Below are 16392 nucleotides of genomic sequence, written 5' to 3' on the forward strand. Positions count from 1 at the left end.
CAGCAACAGGTGTAATATCTTACACTGTAAGTAATTGACATCGTAAAGTAATCACCCTAGAGAAAGGTGCCAGGCATGCTTCGCATCATGCGATACCTCTCCAAAGCGGAGATAGGCCAGATGCTCATAGCGCTGGTCAGCATCGTCGGCCAGGTCTGGCTTGATCTGACCTTGCCGGACTATATGTCCAACATCACCGAACTTGTGGAAACCCCGGGCAGCAAAATGGCCGACATCTGGGTGGCCGGCGGCAAGATGCTTGCCATCTCGCTCGGCTCCGCGGCCTGCGCCGTCGTGACCGGCTACATCGCCGCGCGCGTGGGCGCCTCGTTCAGCCAGAGGCTACGCTCGCTGGAGTTCAATAAGGTCGAAAGCTTCGGGCCGGCGGAGATGAACCGCTTCTCCACCGCGTCGCTCATCACCCGCTCCACGAACGACATCACGCAGATCCAGATGTTCATCACCATGGGCCTGATGATGATCGTCAAGTCGCCGATCATGGCCGTGTGGGCCGTATGCAAGATCGCAGGCGACGGCTTCGAATGGACGCTCGCCACCGGCGTGGCCGTGGCGGTGCTGCTGGTCACGATCGGCGTTCTGATGGCGCTGGTCATGCCGAAGTTCCGGTCCATGCAGCGCCTGACCGACAACATCAACCTCGTGGCACGCGAGAACCTGACCGGCCTGCGCGTGGTGCGCGCCTACAATGCCGAAGACTACCAGGAGTCGAAGTTCACGCAGGCCAACAAGGAACTGACCGAAACCCAGCTGTTCACCAACCGCGCCATGGCAATCATGATGCCGCTGATGAACACGATCCTCAACGGCCTGATGCTCGCCGTCTACTGGATCGGCGCATACCTGATCGAAGCCGCCGAAGCCACCGACAAGCTCACCACCTTCGCGAACATGGTGGTGTTCTCCAGCTATTCCGTGCAGGTGATCATGAGCTTCCTGCTAATGAGCATGGTGTTCGTGCTGTGGCCGCGCGCCGACGTGTCCGCACAGCGCGTGCTCGAGGTGATCGACACCGAGCCGATGATCGCCGACGGCACCCGGACCGCGGGCAAGCCCGGCGAGGAAGGCGAAATCGAATTCCGCAACGTAAGCTTCACCTACCCGGATTCGCGCGAGGCCATGCTCGAAGGCATCAGCTTCAAGGCGCGCAAGGGCGAGACGGTCGCGTTCATCGGCTCGACCGGCTCCGGCAAATCGTCGCTGATCAACCTGGTGCCGCGCTTCTACGACGCCACCCAGGGCGAAGTGCTCGTCGACGGCGTGAACGTGCGCGACTACACCCTGAAGTCGCTGCGCGACAAGATCGGCTACGTGCCGCAGCAGGCATTCCTGTTCAAGGGCACCATCGCCGGCAACGTGGCGTATGGCGACACCGAACTGCGCGAACGGGACGTACGGAACGCATGCGAGGTCGCGCAGGCCACGGAATTCATCGACAAGAAGGAACACGGCTACAAATCCGACATCTCGCAGGGCGGCGCCAACGTTTCCGGCGGGCAGAAGCAGCGCCTGTCGATCGCAAGGGCCGTGTACCGGCATCCGGAAATCCTCATCTTCGACGACTCCTTCTCCGCGCTCGACTTCAAAACGGACCGTGCCGTGCGCGACGCGCTTGCGAAGGAGGCCAAGGATTCCACGAAACTGATCGTCGCGCAGCGCATCGGCACCATCATGAATGCCGACCGCATCGTCGTGCTCGACGAAGGCAGGGTGGCCGGGCAGGGCACGCATCATGAACTGCTCGAAACCTGCGACGTATATCGGCAGATCGCGCAGTCGCAGCTGAGCGAGGATGAACTGAAAGGGGACCGCTGACATGCCAGGACCTATGGGACGCGGGCGCGGGCCCGCGGAAAAACCGCAGGATTTCGGCGGCGTGATGAGGAAGCTCATACATTTCTGCCGTCGCTACATTCCCGTGATCGTCATTGCGCTGGTGCTTGGCGCGGCCGGAACCGTATGCCAGATCATCGGCCCCGACAAGCTCAAGGACATGACCAATGAGATCACCAAGGGACTGCCGGCCGTCGTGCATGGCAAGCCGGTGGTGAACTCGATCGACCTCACCGCCGTCGGCCGTATCGCATGGCTGCTGGTGGCGTTGTACGTCGGCTATGCGGTGCTGTGCTACCTGCAGAGCTGGCTGATGGCGAACGTGACGCAGCGCACCGCGCAGCAGTTGCGCGAGGCGATCAGCAAGAAGATCAACCGCCTACCGCTCAAGTACTTCGACAAGGTCAGCTACGGCGACGTGCTGAGCCGCATCACCAACGACGTGGACGCGATCGGGCAGACGCTCGGCCAGTCGCTGGGCTCGCTGATCACGTCGGTCACGCTGTTCTTCGGCGCGCTCGTCATGATGTTCTACAACAACGTGATCCTGACGCTGTGCGCCATCGGCTCCGCGCTGCTCGGCCTGATCGTGATGGGCGTCATCATGGTGGCCTCGCAGAAGTACTTCGCGCGCCAGCAGGCGGCCCTCGGCGACGTGAACGGCCATGTCGAGGAGATGTACACCGGCCACGCCGTGGTCAAGGCGTATTGCGGCGAGGCCGATTCCATCAGCCGTTTCGAACGTTACAACAAGGACCTGTACGTGTCCGGCTGGAAAAGCCAGTTCCTGTCCGGCCTGATGATGCCGCTGATGAACTTCATCGGCAACTTCGGCTATGTGGTCGTATGCGTGGTCGGCGCGGTGCTTGCGATGGACGGCAAAATCGAATTCGGCGTGATCGTGGCGTTCATGATGTACATCCGCCTGTTCACGCAGCCGTTGTCGCAGTTCGCGCAGGCCTTCCAGAACCTGCAGCGCTGCGCCGCCGCCTCCGAGCGCGTGTTCGGCTTCCTTGAGGAGCCGGAGCTGGCCGACGAGACCGACAAGCGGCCGCTACTCGGCATCGGCGCGGACGGCAAGCCGCAGCCGGTGCGCGGCGACGTGGAATTCAGCCATGTGCACTTCGGCTACGAGCCCGGAAAGACGATCATCCATGACTTCTCCGCTTCGGTGAAGGCCGGTCAGAAGGTCGCCATCGTCGGCCCGACCGGCGCCGGCAAGACCACGATGGTGAACCTGCTCATGCGCTTCTATGAGATTTCCGGCGGCACGATTTCGATCGACGGCGTCGACACCAAGTCGGTGCCTCGCTGGAACGTGCACGACCAGTTCTCGATGGTGCTGCAAGATACGTGGGTGTTCCGTGGAACCGTGCGTGAAAACATCGTGTATTCCAAGAAGGGCGTGACCGACGAGCAGGTCGTCGCCGCATGCAAGGCCGTCGGACTGCACCACTACATCATGTCGCTGCCGGACGGCTACGACACGGTGCTTGACGACAAGGCGTCGCTTTCGCAGGGGCAGAAGCAGCTGCTGACGATTGCACGCGCGATGGTGGAGGACGCGCCGATCCTGATTCTGGATGAGGCGACCTCTTCCGTCGATACGCGTACCGAAGAGCTGATCCAGAAGGCGATGGACGCGTTGACGGTGGGGCGCACGAGCTTCGTGATCGCGCACCGCCTGTCGACGATCCGTGACGCCGACATGATTCTGGTGATGGACGGCGGCGACATCGTGGAACGCGGCACGCATGAGGAACTGCTTGCGAAGGGCGGTTTCTACGCCGACATCTACAACAGCCAGTTCACGTTGGCCGGCTGAATATCGGCCGGCCGATCCCGGCAATGGCGGGAGCCGTATGGGCGTCTAAAGGCGCTTCCTGAGGTAGGCGCCCAGATGGGGGACCGCGAATTCGAGGGACCCGTGGCCGGACGGCTGAATGATCCTGTCTTTGATCAATGCGGCCCGGTACTTGTTCACCCAGCTTCGGCTGCGGCCGGTGCGGGTCTCGATCTCGCCGACCACGGTTGCGGACGGTACGTCACGGGCCATGGCGTGCAAAAACTCGAGTTCCGCGGGCTTCAATCCGTCCAGTGCGGGTGCGCATACGGCATCGTCGAAGGCGATCTGCGCATCCGCAATGCCGGTCGCGACGTCGTCGGCGGTGATCTCCGTTGCGTGGCGGCGCTGTGCGGACTGCCACATGTAGTATCCGACAAGTTGCACCATGTATGGGTATCCGTTGGTCGCCCGCGCCGCCTGCCAGGCCTCGTCGTTGCCGATCGTCTTGCCGGAATCGGCGACGGATGCCAGGAACGCGTTCTTGACATCCAGCAGAGGAACGTCGTCAAGCTCGCAACGCAGGGCCCTGCGCAGGAACGTGATGACAGCGTCGTTGATCAGGTCGTTGACCGTTGACGGCAGTCCCGCGAATACGATGGCGATACCCTTCTTTTCGGCGTCGGGCACATCGGTCTCGTCGATGGACGTAGTGACGTGCTGCACGGCTGTGGCGATGGCGACAAGATCGTCAAGCGAGGCGGCCTGCGTCTCGTCGATGGTGATGAGAATGCCCTTTCCCTTGCCGATTTTCCCGCTTTCCAAACGTTTGGCGATTGCGTTGCGCAGCGTGAGCGGCGTGGCGGTTGCGGAAAGATCGATGCGGCCGAGGCTTGCGCTGGCGATTCCCGGGATGCTGACCGAAGGGCTTACGCTTGCCTGATTGACGTGAAGGCCGCCGGGCGTAAGCGCCTCGATGAGGCGTTGCGCGACGTCGGGCGAGGCGGTTTCGGAGATGGTCTCCCACCCGCGTTCGGCGGCGATGCGGCGAAATTCGGTAAGGAGCACGGTTTTGCCGAAGCCGCGCTGCCCGGTGACCAGCATGATGCGTCCGGGGGCGCCGGCGCCGTTGTCCAGCCCCTCCGTGAATTCCTTGATGGCGGTCTCACGGCCGATGAGTATCGGCGGCATCTTGCCGGCGGTCGGTTTGAATGGATTCATTGCCATGAAGCACCTTCTTCGTGGATCTTGTCGAATCGGGATATGGGAAATGCATGAATGTATACGAAAGTATACCAAAGTACACGAATGTACACGAAAATGTACGACTATGTACGGTGATGCATGGCACCGCACGGGGACGTCCGTACGCGGTAGGGCATCCGGCCGACTTTCGTCGGCAATCCGGGCCCTTCAGAGGAACCGCCCGGGAAAGCCGCTGCTGATGGTGGCGTGACGACCGGCGTCCAAGGTCGCGCATGCGAAAGGGAACGTGCGGCTCAACGCCTCCGGGCCCGTGGTGAACAATGCGGTGGCCAGGCCGTCGGCCAGCGCGGTGGGGTGGCCGGCAGGGGTCCCGACGGCCTGCCCGTCCGGCGGGCCGGGCACGTAGACCCATGTGGCCTCGGTCTGCTGGACGGGCAGGCCGTCGATGGCGTTGAGCAGATGGTGGATCTTCAGGTGGGTCCGCTCATTGACCGCCACCTCCCAATGGCGGCGGCTGGGCGCGCTCGCACAGAACGCGCCGCCGGCGATGTGCGCCACGCCGACGGCGCGGGTGGCGTCATCCGGGTCCTCGAGCGCGATGGCTATCGGCTCGGCGGAGCGGATCAGCAGGTCCCCGCCCGCGTCGATCACGAACTCCGCGGAGTCGGCGGCAAGGGGCGCGGCGAGCAGGTCGACGAGATGGCCTTTGCCGCAGGCTCCGAAGTCCAGATTGATCGGGCGGCGGGTGATGAGCGTGGTGCCGTGGCGTTCCACGTCGCCGCCCCATGTGGGCCGCCCCCGCAGTGCGCCCAGATGCTCGGCGGAACCGGGGTCGACCGTGAAGCTCAAGGAGGCGTCATAGCCGAGACGAATCAGATCCTCGCCGATGCATGGGTCGATCGCGCCGGAGGTGGCTTCGAACAGCGCGTCATACAGGCCGAACAGCGGTTCGGCCCAATCCGGAAAATCAAAGCCGCCGCCATGTTCGGCGCGTCCGATTTCCGCGACGAGCGAATCGGTGCGGAACCGTGACAGCGTCCGTTCATACGTTGCGATGAACGTCGCCATCCGGTCGCGTGCCTCCGTGTTCACGGGCCGTGGCGTCGAAATCACCATGCCTGTGCCGAGTGCACGGGGAAAGGCCGTAACGTAAGGCATGCGCTGCGCGAGGGAATCCATACCCATGATGGTAGCGAAGCAAGCGGGGCGGGCCATGTGCAGGGCCTCCCGCATTCGCCGTTTCGCCGCATATCGGGCGGATTGCGCGTACAGTTGGGCGCGGAAACGATGCTAGAGTGATTGACATAGTGTCAACAAGGAGGTTGCGATGAATGACGCAGCGGCGCAGGCGGTTCAGTCGGGGCAGGCCCGGAAGGTGTCGGATCTGCCGATGCCCAAGGTATGGGCATTCGCGGTGGGACAGTTCGGCTGGGCGCTGCTGTCGGGCATCATCTCGAACTGGCTGGTGTACTTCTACCAGCCCGACAACGAGACCATCGCACAAGGCCAGACGGTGTTCGTACCGCAAGGCCTTGTGGTACTTGGCATCGTGACGGTGGTCGGTGGCATCACCGCGTTCGCGCGCTTCTTCGACGCCTTCGTGGACCCGGCCGTGGCAAGTCTGTCCGACCGATGCAAGTCGGCGGCCGGCCGTCGCATGCCGTTCCTGAAGTTCGCCGCGTTGCCGCTCGCCCTCGTCACCGTGCTGGTGTTCTGGAGTCCGATCAACGGCACCAGCTGGATCAACGGCGCATTCCTGTTCGTCACCGTGATCGGCTACTACATCGCACTCACGTTCTACTGCACGCCGTACAACGCGCTCATCGCCGAACTCGGGCACGATTCCAGGCAGCAGCTCACGATCTCCACCGCCATCTCGTTCACATGGGTGGCCGGCACCGCCATCGCATATGTTGCGCCGGTGATCTGGGCCGGCTTCGTTCCGGGGCTCGGCCGCGTGAACGCCATCCGCCTGACGTTCTCGATCATGGCGGCCATCGCGCTCGTCTGCATGCTCGTGCCGCCACTGGCCATCAGGGAGCGTGACTACGTCAACTCGCAGCCGACCAGCGAATCCACCGTCGAATCGTTGAAGCAGACCTTCGGCGATGGCGAATTCCGCAAGTTCGTATGCTCCGACGTGGTCTACTGGGTGGCCATCACCACGTTCCAGACCGGCCTGCCGTTCTTCGTGACGAGCCTGCTGAAGCTGCCCGAAACCACCACGACGATCTACTTCGTGCTCATGACCGCGGTGTCAGTGCTGTTCTACCTGCCGGTGAACCTGTTGGCGAACCGCGTCGGCAAGAAGCGGATCCTGCTCGCCGCCTTCGTGGTCTTCACCTGCGCGTTCGCCTTCGCCGGCATGCTCGGCTCCGGTGTGCTCGCCGCGGTTCCGCCGATGGCGCAGGGCCTGATTCTTTCGATCGTCGGCGCGATCCCGATGGCCGCATTCGGCATCCTGCCGCAGGCGATCGTGGCGAACATCGCCGACGCGAGCTCGAAGACGACCGGCCAGGACCGTCAGGGCATGTTCTACGCGGCCCGCACGTTCGCCATGAAGATGGGCCAGTCCGTGGCGATGCTGCTGTTCACCGGCGTGAGCACGATCGGCATGGCATCGGGCGCCGGCTACCGTATCGCCGCCATCTGCGCGGCCGTGCTGTGCGGCGTCGGCGGCATCGTCTTCGCGTTCTACAACGAGCGCAAGGTGCTTGACGTGCTCGGATCCTGAGCCTCACCGGCGTGTGGAGGCGCGGCGGATCAGCGTGGGCTTGATCAGGGCGGTGACGTGCACATGCGCGTCGGCGTCATCCATATGGTCGAGCATCTGGGTCATGGCCTTGCGGCCGATGTCGGTGGCGTTGGCGGCCACGCTGGTCAACGGCAACGAGCCGAGCGGCTTGACCTGCGCCTCCTCGCAGGCGATCACGCTGATGTCTTCGGGAATGCGCACGCCCTGCTCGAGCAGTGCGTTGATGACGCCCACGCCCAACGGCGTATCCACGGTGACGATGCCATCGGGGCGTTCGCCTTCCGGCATCGCGGCGATGGCCAGGCCGGATTCGTAGCCGTCTTCGACATACAGGCCGCCGGAATCGATCACTCCCGAGGAGATCCGCGCATCCCCGCCATTGCGGCCGGCCAGCATCACGGCCTTCTGCACGCCGAGCTGCCGGTCCTGCACGGATTCATAGTCGAACGAGTGCGCCAAGAAGGCGAGCCTGGTGCAGCCGGTGCGGATAAGCTCCTCGGCGGCCATCTGCCCGGCCGACACATTGTCGCTCATTACGGAGCAGACCGGGTCGGCGTCGCGCGGATTCGTGTGGTCGATCAGGATGATCGGGATGCCCGCCGCGCGTGCGGCGGCCACGTCCTCCGGCGAATCCTCCACGGTGCTCAGCAGGATTCCCGTCACGTTCATGCCGATGAGCAGCCGCACCATGTCGCTCTGCCGCTGTTTGTCGGACAGCGCGTTGAGCCCCACGACCTGCATGCCGTGGTCCTCGCACACCTCCTGCACGCCTTCGAAGATCGATGTGAACAGCGAATGCTCGATGTCGGTCATCACGAAGCCGATCACCGGCGTGGTGTTCGACGCCGGAATCTGCCCGCCGCTGTGCTTCGGCACATAGCCGAGATCCGCGATGGCGCGGCTGATCCTCGTCTTCAACGTTGCGGAGACGCGTTCCGGATAGTTCAGGTAATTCGAGACGGTGCCGATGGAGACGCCCGCATGCTTGGCGATGTCGGAAACGCCGACCTTCTTGCTGTTCGGCATAGGGCCCCCTCACTTGCGTTGGTGCTTTCAATGAAATATTAGATGAAGATTGCGATTCCCGCTTTGAAACTTTCAACACGCCGACGAAAAACAGGATTGAAAATTTCAAAACAGGGTTCTACAATGACTTTCGTCAAGGAAGAAATATCAAGGAACAGCGAGGTTCTTGAACACTCTCGAATCTCGTTGAATATTTCAAAAGAAGGATACAGAGAAATGAACGCTGCAGCTAAGAAGAACGAGGGAGTCGGCGGATACATGCCGCTCGCCGTCGCCGCAGGTATCGGCTCCATGCTGGGCTCCGGCATCATCGTCGGCCTGTCCGCCACCATCACCGTCTGGCAGAGCGGTCTCGGCCTCGACACCACCCAGGTCGGCCTGCTTTCCGGCATCCTGACCTTCGCCATCGCGTTCGGATCGCTGTTCGGCGGCCGTCTGGCCGACAAGATCGGCCGCGTGCTGGTGTTCAACTGGATCAACCTGCTGTACGCCATCGGCGCCGCGATCTGCGTGTTCGCACCGAATTTCACCGTACTGCTCATCGGCCTGATCATCGCCGGCGTCGCCTCGGGCGCCGACCTGCCGATCTCCATGACCATCGTCTCCCATGACGCCCCGAACGACAAGGTCGCCGCGCAGCTCGTCTCCACCACCCAGGTGTTCTGGCAGGTGGGCGTGTTCATCTCCTTCATCTGCGCGTTCCTCGTCTCCACCATGGAAGGCGCGATGGGCGGCCGCGTGGTCTTCGCCATCCTCGCCGTGTTCGCCGTCGTGGCCTGGCTGTGGCGTCTGACCTCCCCGACCTTCCGCCGCTTCCACGAGGAGGCCGACGCCCGTGACGCCGCCGCGGGCCGCACCGCCGCCGCCACCGAGAAGGTCTCCGTCATCAAGATGCTGTTCGCCGGCACCGAGAACAGCAAGATGCTGCTCGGATTCTTCCTGGCCATCACCATCTTCTACTGCGGCTGGAACCTGCTGGCCAACACCTGGGGCCAGTTCCAGACCTACATGCTGGTACAGGCCAACGCCTCCCAGTCCCTGGCCACCGGCCTCGGCATCATCCTGAACTTCATCACCCTCGCCCTGAACATCGCCTTCGCCTCCATCGCGGGCGGCAAGTACCGCAACAAGCTGTTCTTCGTGGGCATGGGCATCTCCATCGTGGCCATGGTCTGCCTGGCTCTGGGCGGCACCAACATGTGGGTCATCTTCGGTGCCACCGCACTGATGAACCTCGGCGGTCCGTTCGCCGGCGAGGCCATGTACAAGGTGTGGACCCAGGAGTCCTTCCCGATTGAGATCCGCGCCTCCATCCAGGGCTTCATCAACGGCTTCTCCCGCCTGCTGTGCGGCCTGTTCGCCCTGGTCACCCCGGCCCTCGTGCTGCCCTCCACCATCAAGACCACCATGTGGTGCTTCGTGGGCGTGGTCGTGCTCGAACTGGTCGCCGGCTCGGTCATGATCGCCAAGCAGAACAAGTACGGCACCGACGAGGAGCGTCAGCTCAAAGTCGCCGCCGAAGCGTGAATCCGATGCAGGGCGCCCCTTGATCGAGGGGGCGCCCTGCCCGCCAATAACAAAGGAGTTATGAGAATCATGGAAACGCAAGTCATCAAGCCGATCGCAGTGGGGGACCTGCAGATCACGCGCTTCACCATCGAACACTTTCCGGGGGATGCGCTCGGCATTCCGACCGCGACCCCGCGTATGAACTGGACCTACTCCCGTGCCGTTCCGGACGGTTCTCAGATCCTGCTGAAGATCAGCCGCCGCGTGCCGGGCTCCCCGGCGAAGGAGGAGTGCACCTACCTCCCTCCGGAAGACAACGTGCTCGTGCCTTGGCAGTTCACCCCGCTCGCCTCGCGCGAAGAGGTCTTCGCCACCGTGCAGCTCGTTTCCGCCGCACACAAGCCATTGAGCGATCCCAGCGCCACCCTGCACTTCGAGGCCGGCCTCATGCAGGAATACGAGCACGTCGCCGACTTCGTCGGCCCCTCCTGGGCGGAACCGGAAACCGACCACCGCCACCTGCCGCTGATACGTACGGAAATCGCGATCAAGGCCAAGCCGAAGCGCGCACGCCTGTACCTGAGCGCCCTCGGCCTGGTCGAGGCGGAAATCAACGGTGTGAAAATCGGCAACGACGCACTGATTCCCGGCTGGACCAACTACGAACAGCGCGTGCAGTGCTGGACCTACGACGTCACCGGCGAGCTCAACGAGGGCGCCAACGCCATGGGCTTCTGGCTCGGCGACGGCTGGTATCGCGGCCGTCTCGGCTTCGACGGCGGTTATGTGAACTACTACGGCGATCGCCTCGGCGTGTTCGCGCAGCTTGAAGTCGAGTATGAGGACGGCGGCATCGAGCACGTCTACTCCAATGCCTGGGACCGCCAATGGAAGGCCTCGCTCGGCCCGATCGTCTGCTCCGACCTGTGCGAGGGCGAGCGGTACGATGCGCGCCTCGAACAGCCGGGCTGGTCCGAGCCGGGCTTCGACGATTCGAGCTGGAAGCCGGTCGCCGAAATCTTCTACGATCCCGCGAAAATCGAGAATCCCGATACCTCACCGGTGCGCGCGCAGGAAATCAACGAACCGGTATCCATCACACGCACCGGCGACACCCCCGACGGCCGCGGCATCTGGCTGGTCGACTTCGGCCAGAACTGCACGCAGCGCATCCATCTGCACGTCAAGGGCCTTGAGGCCGGGCAGAGCGTGGAACTGCACCATGTGGAGGTGCTCGAACCGAACGGCGAAATCGCCACACGCACCCTGCGCCGCGGCCAGCAGCATGACATCTACACCTCCAATGGCACGGACGCCTGGTGGGAGCCGCGCTTCGCGATGCACGGCTTCCGCTATGCGCAGATCGAGGGCGTTGCGGGCGAACTGACCGCCGCCGACATCGAATGCCACGTCTACCACTCCGTGATGGATCGCGCCGGCGAACTGGAAACCTCCAATCCGCTGCTGAACCGCCTGCATGCCAATGCGTTGTGGTCGATGCGTTCCAACTTCGTATCCGTTCCGCAGGACTGCCCGCAGCGCGACGAGCGCATGGGCTGGACGGGCGACATCTGCCTGTTCGCGCCGACCGCCGCCTACCTGTACGACGTGTACGGCTTCCTCAAGAGCTGGCTCAAGGACGTTCGCGCCGACCAGGTCAAATGGGGCACGGTGCCGTTCTACGTGCCGTTCATTCCGCTCGGCGGCTGGGCGCACCCGCAGGCCATCTCCACATGGGGCGATTCCGCGGTCGAGGTGCCGTGGGTGCTCTACATGGAGTCCGGCGACCCGCAGATCCTCGCCGATTCCTACGATCTGAGCCGTGATTGGATCGACGAGGTGGCCGGCTATCTCTCGCCGGACGGCGTGTGGGATCGCCGACCGGATTACGTGCTCGGCCAGCTCGGCGATTGGCTTGATCCGACCGCTCCGCCGGATGATCCGACGCAGGCGATGACCGAGAAGGAGCTCGTCGCGACCGCCTTCTTCGCCCGTTCCTGCGCGCAGGCCGAGCAAATCGCGCGGATTCTCGGCAACAACGAGGACGCCGTACGATTCGGCGACCTGCGCAGGCACGTCACCTCCGGATTCCTGGCGCGCTTCACGAACCTGGATGGCACGATGACATCCGACACGCAATGCGCGTATGCGCTGGCAATCGCGTTCGGTCTGCTCGACGGCGAGCCGGTGCGCCGCGTCAAGGCGGGCAACCGCCTGGCCAAGCTCGTGCGCGAGTCCGGCGGCAAGGTGAGCACCGGCTTCGCGGGCACGCCATTCGTACTGCCGGCCCTGACCATGACCGGGCACAACGAGGAGGCCTACGGACTGCTGCTCTCCGAGGAGTGCCCGAGCTGGCTGTACCAGGTGAAGATGGGCGCCACCACCACGTGGGAGCGTTGGGATTCCATGCGCCCGGACGGCTCGCTCAACCCCGGCGGCATGACCTCGTTCAACCATTACGCACTCGGCTCCGTGGCCGAATGGATGCATGCGCACATCGGCGGCCTCGAGGCCATCGAGGCCGGCTGGAAGCGATTCCGTGTGGCGCCGGTGATCGGCGGCGGCCTCGACCACGCCTCCACCTCGCACGTCACCCCGTACGGCAAGGCCTCCGTGGCATGGAAGACCTCCGCAGAGGGCGTGGAACTCGATGTGACCGTACCGATCGGCGCCACCGCCGTGGTGGAGCTGCCCGACCATGAGCCGACCGAGCTGGCCGGCGGAACGCACCACTTGGTCGTGGCGCTGTAACTTCGATCCCCTCCGGCGCCGAGAGCGCGAAATCCCCGCCCACGGTCCGCTCCACCGGGCGTCAGCTTGACGGCTCAGCCCGCCGGAGGGGGTAAATTATCAGAGAGAAAGGATAACCATGTCACTCAATGACGAGTCGGCGGTCGACACCACCATTGCACCGGAGGAGATCGCACCGGATACCGGCCGACGCCTCACCACGGCCGAGAAACTCCGCTTCGGCATCGGCTTCGCACTGTTCTCGCTGCTGTGGATGACCGCCGGCACCTCCGGCTCCGGCGTGCTGCTGCCGCAACGTTTCGACGAACTCAACATCGGCACCCCGGAAGTGATCCTGGGCGCGATGAACTCCGTCGGCTGCATCTTCGCACTGTTCGCGAACATCATCTTCGGCGCGCTGTCCGACATCACGCGTTCGCGCTTCGGCAAGCGCACGCCGTGGATCGTGGCCGGTGGCTTCGTCACCGCGGCCGGTTATGTGCTGGCGTTCTCGTCGGCCTCGCTTGCGGGCATCGTGGCGGGCTGGTCCATCGTGCAGATCGGCGTCAACATGATGATCGCCCCGGCCGTGGCGGTCCTGTCCGACCGCATTCCGGAAAACGTGCGCGGCACCTTCTCGTCGTTCTACGGTGGCGCGATGATCGTCGGCCAGTCCGCAGGCACGTTCCTGGGCTCGAAGTTCATCGACAGCATGGGCGTCGGTTTCGTGATCGGCGCGGTGCTGTTCGGCATCACCGGCATCCTGACGATCATCATCTGGCCTGCCGAACGCTCGTCGAAGGTCGGCAGCGCAGCGGACGACACCAAGGCGAACGTGAAGCTCAGCCCGGCGGCCATCGCGAAGTCCTTCATCCCGCCGACCAGGAACTGCCGTGACTTCTACCTCGCACTCGTCGGCCGACTGCTGCTGATCTTCGGATGGTCCATGATCTCCGGCTACCAGCTGTACATCCTCAAGAAATATTGCGGGCTCAGCGTCGACGATGCCGCCTCGACGCTCGCCACCATGTCGCTGATCTCGATGGTCGTGCTCATGATCTGCTCGATCGTCTCCGGGCCGATCTCCGACAAGCTGCACAAGCGCAAGATCATCGTGGCCACCGGCTCCGTGATCATCGCCGTGGGCGTGGCCATCCCGTTCTTCATGCCGACCGCATTGGGCATGATGCTCTACGCGGGCATCGGCGGCGTGGGCTACGGCATCTACATCGCCGTGGACCAGGCGCTGAACGTGGACGTGCTGCCAAGCGCCGACGAGGCCGGCAAGGATCTGGGCATCCTCAACCTCGCCAACACCGTCGGCCAGGTGCTCGCCCCGGTCGTGACCGGTGCGATCGTGGTGGCCACCGGCAGCTATGCGCAGATCTTCCCGGTCGCCATCGTCTCCGTGCTCGTCGGCGCCGTGGTGATCATGCTCATCAAGAAGGTCGCCTAGCGCCCCACCTTCCTCTTTTCCCACACATGCGGACCATGCGTTTCGTTCCGGCTGCCGAAACCGGAAACGATGCATGGTCCGCATATGCATTGCCCTGCCCGACGGACGTCGGCATAATCACTATGTGAGACGAAACGCTGTAGGCGGAAAAATGGAGAATGGCGGAATTGCGCCATTCTGATTTCGCCTACAACAAAAACTTCCAAAAATCAAGACTGTTCTTCCGGAATCTTCCGTTCTATGTTGTGGTCACGGTGCGCATGTTGCGTACGGCAACGGGGGCGCATCAATCAGACTTTTGCAACGGGCTGAGAGAGAGGAACCGGTCTCATGTCATTGCGCGACGAGCGCTCGCAGGGCCTTGGACGCATCACCGCCATCATCGCGGCGATGATGATCATGCTTGCCACGATGTTCGCCTGTATGTCGATGCCGCAGCAGGCGCTTGCCGCCGATGACTCCCAGACGAACTTCGACTCCTGGGCCGAGGTCGCGGCCAACATCGAACGGCAGCTTGAGACCGCCGAACAGGACTACGGCGACGGCAACTACTATCAGGCCGGCACCGACTTCCAGAACGCGCACTGGGTCGGCTACGACGCATCCAACTTCTCCAAGGTCGTCAACGACACCATCGGCGCCGACAAGCAGAAGGCACTGCTGCAGGAATTCACCGACCTCGAGGGCCTGGCCTATCAGCAGGGCCAGGGCGACGCCATCGCCTCCAAGGTCGACGCGCTGACCGCTGACCTCAACGCGACCGCACAGACGCTTGACGCCGACACCAGCCTCGCCAATCCCAAGGAATACGCGAAACAGCGCGCGGAAGAGACCGCCAAGGAGCGCAAGAAGCTCGACGCGGCCAAGAAGAACTCCTCCAAGGGCAAGGGCGACCGCACCTGGAGCGACGTGGCCAGCGAGATGAACGTCATCCTCGACAAGGCATACAAGGCCGCCGTTTCCGGCAAGGGCTCGGAAGGCTCCAGCCTCGTCAACACCGCGTACTACCAGTACTACGAGAAGCTCGGCTTCGAAAAGAACGTCATGAACGCGATCTCCGGCGACCGCGTCTCGCAGGTCGAATACCAGTTCAAGATGACCCGCAAGACCATGCGCGACGGCGGCTCCCAGAAGGAGATCAAGCAACTGGTCGACGACTTGAAGAGCTGGCTCGTGGAGGATGCGGCCACGCTCGACGGCGGCGCGACCGGCAATGTCAACAGCTTCACCAGGTTCATCACCAGCTCCGTCGGGCAGGCGTTCCTCATTCTGATCCGTGAGGGCCTCGAAGCGCTGCTGGTGGTGGCCGCGGTGATCGCCTACCTGGTGAAGTCGGGCAACAAGCGCTTCACCAAGTTCATCTACCTCGGCGTGCTCGCCGGCCTGGCGGGCTCCGGCCTGATCGCGGTGCTCTTCACCTTCCTGTTCGGCGGATCCGGCCCGATTCAGGAGATTTCCGAAGGCGTGTGCGCGCTCATCGCCATGGCCATGCTGCTGTGGACCAGCAACTGGATGCTCAACAAGAGCTCCGTGGAGGCGTGGAACCGCTACATCCGCAACAAGACCGAGGCCGCCGTGGCCAGTGCGCAAAGCAAGATGGAGGCCGGCGAGGGCGTAAGCTTCGGCATGGTCGTCTCGCTCGCCATGCTGAGCTTCCTCGCGGTGTTCCGCGAAGGCGCCGAAACGGTGATCTTCTACGAGTCCATCTATTCGATGAGCCAGGATTCACGCGGCATGTGGATTGGCGGCATCGCAGCCGCGGTCGTGCTGCTGATCATCTTCTTCGTGCTGCGCTTCACCTCCGTGAAGATTCCGATCGGCCCGTTCTTCCTCGTCACCTCGATTCTGATGGCCGTGTTGGTCGTCATCTTCGCCGGCGGCGGCATCCATGCGCTGATCGAAGGCGACCTGATCGAAGGCACCTACCTGAGCAACGTGCCGACCAACGACTGGATCGGCCTGTATCCGTACGTCGAATGCCTTGTGGCGCAGGCGCTGGCCGCCATCGCCGTGATCGCACTGTTCGTGGTCGGCTTCGTCAGGAAACGCAAACTCAAGATTTCCGATATCTCCTAA

10 protein-coding genes are annotated in these 16392 nt (G+C 63.3%); 7 read left to right on the plus strand and 3 right to left on the minus strand.

Annotated elements, in window-relative coordinates; all coding sequences use genetic code 11:
• The first annotated feature begins 75 nt into the window (after positions 1–75).
• Complete coding sequence (locus tag BMOU_RS07165; RefSeq protein WP_034876236.1) at positions 76–1833, plus strand: ABC transporter ATP-binding protein; 1758 nt, start codon at positions 76–78, stop codon at positions 1831–1833.
• Positions 1834–1846: 13 nt separating this feature from the next.
• On the plus strand, positions 1847–3676 hold the full coding sequence (locus BMOU_RS07170) for an ABC transporter ATP-binding protein (protein WP_371851386.1): 1830 nt from the start codon (positions 1847–1849) through the stop codon (positions 3674–3676).
• Between the two features lie 45 nt (positions 3677–3721).
• Here the strand turns inward: BMOU_RS07170 and BMOU_RS07175 are convergent, their stop codons facing one another.
• Positions 3722–4861, minus strand: a complete 1140-nt coding sequence (locus tag BMOU_RS07175) for an ATP-binding protein (RefSeq protein WP_034876239.1) — start codon at positions 4859–4861, stop codon at positions 3722–3724.
• Positions 4862–5047: 186 nt separating this feature from the next.
• Complete coding sequence (locus BMOU_RS07180; RefSeq protein ID WP_034877394.1) at positions 5048–6019, minus strand: FAD:protein FMN transferase; 972 nt, start codon at positions 6017–6019, stop codon at positions 5048–5050.
• Between the two features lie 148 nt (positions 6020–6167).
• On the opposite strand from BMOU_RS07180, the gene BMOU_RS07185 reads away from it, so the two are divergent.
• Positions 6168–7574 carry an MFS transporter gene (locus tag BMOU_RS07185; protein ID WP_034876241.1) on the plus strand — a complete coding sequence of 469 codons (1407 nt, stop codon included), beginning with the start codon at positions 6168–6170 and terminating at the stop codon, positions 7572–7574.
• A 3-nt stretch (positions 7575–7577) separates the two neighbouring features.
• Here the strand turns inward: BMOU_RS07185 and BMOU_RS07190 are convergent, their stop codons facing one another.
• On the minus strand, positions 7578–8621 hold the full coding sequence (locus tag BMOU_RS07190; RefSeq protein WP_034876243.1) for a LacI family DNA-binding transcriptional regulator: 1044 nt from the start codon (positions 8619–8621) through the stop codon (positions 7578–7580).
• 216 nt (positions 8622–8837) lie between these two features.
• On the opposite strand from BMOU_RS07190, the gene BMOU_RS07195 reads away from it, so the two are divergent.
• The 4 genes from BMOU_RS07195 (at position 8838) to BMOU_RS07210 (ending at position 16392) form a co-directional block, all read left to right on the plus strand.
• Positions 8838–10148 carry an MFS transporter gene (locus BMOU_RS07195; protein WP_034876244.1) on the plus strand — a complete coding sequence of 437 codons (1311 nt, stop codon included), beginning with the start codon at positions 8838–8840 and terminating at the stop codon, positions 10146–10148.
• Positions 10149–10217: 69 nt separating this feature from the next.
• Complete coding sequence (locus BMOU_RS07200) at positions 10218–12881, plus strand: alpha-L-rhamnosidase (RefSeq protein ID WP_235143745.1); 2664 nt, start codon at positions 10218–10220, stop codon at positions 12879–12881.
• 118 nt (positions 12882–12999) lie between these two features.
• Positions 13000–14316, plus strand: coding sequence for an MFS transporter (locus BMOU_RS07205; RefSeq protein WP_034876248.1), 1317 nt, complete (start codon positions 13000–13002; stop codon positions 14314–14316).
• A 330-nt stretch (positions 14317–14646) separates the two neighbouring features.
• On the plus strand, positions 14647–16392 hold the full coding sequence (locus tag BMOU_RS07210) for an FTR1 family iron permease (RefSeq protein ID WP_034876250.1): 1746 nt from the start codon (positions 14647–14649) through the stop codon (positions 16390–16392).

This window comes from Bifidobacterium moukalabense DSM 27321 (assembly GCF_000522505.1).
GTDB classification, from domain to species: Bacteria; Actinomycetota; Actinomycetes; order Actinomycetales; family Bifidobacteriaceae; genus Bifidobacterium; species Bifidobacterium moukalabense.

What these genes read in the sequence shown, in the direction of transcription:
- BMOU_RS07180 (WP_034877394.1), bottom strand. Translation starts at nt 6,019, where the DNA reads ATGGATTCCCTCGCGCAGCGCATGCCTTACGTTACGGCCTTTCCCCGT.
- BMOU_RS07190 (WP_034876243.1), bottom strand. Translation starts at nt 8,621, where the DNA reads ATGCCGAACAGCAAGAAGGTCGGCGTTTCCGACATCGCCAAGCATGCG.
- BMOU_RS07175 (WP_034876239.1), bottom strand. Translation starts at nt 4,861, where the DNA reads ATGGCAATGAATCCATTCAAACCGACCGCCGGCAAGATGCCGCCGATA.
- BMOU_RS07200 (WP_235143745.1), top strand. Translation starts at nt 10,218, where the DNA reads ATGGAAACGCAAGTCATCAAGCCGATCGCAGTGGGGGACCTGCAGATC.
- BMOU_RS07185 (WP_034876241.1), top strand. Translation starts at nt 6,168, where the DNA reads ATGAATGACGCAGCGGCGCAGGCGGTTCAGTCGGGGCAGGCCCGGAAG.
- BMOU_RS07170 (WP_371851386.1), top strand. Translation starts at nt 1,847, where the DNA reads ATGGGACGCGGGCGCGGGCCCGCGGAAAAACCGCAGGATTTCGGCGGC.
- BMOU_RS07195 (WP_034876244.1), top strand. Translation starts at nt 8,838, where the DNA reads ATGAACGCTGCAGCTAAGAAGAACGAGGGAGTCGGCGGATACATGCCG.
- BMOU_RS07165 (WP_034876236.1), top strand. Translation starts at nt 76, where the DNA reads ATGCTTCGCATCATGCGATACCTCTCCAAAGCGGAGATAGGCCAGATG.
- BMOU_RS07205 (WP_034876248.1), top strand. Translation starts at nt 13,000, where the DNA reads ATGTCACTCAATGACGAGTCGGCGGTCGACACCACCATTGCACCGGAG.
- BMOU_RS07210 (WP_034876250.1), top strand. Translation starts at nt 14,647, where the DNA reads ATGTCATTGCGCGACGAGCGCTCGCAGGGCCTTGGACGCATCACCGCC.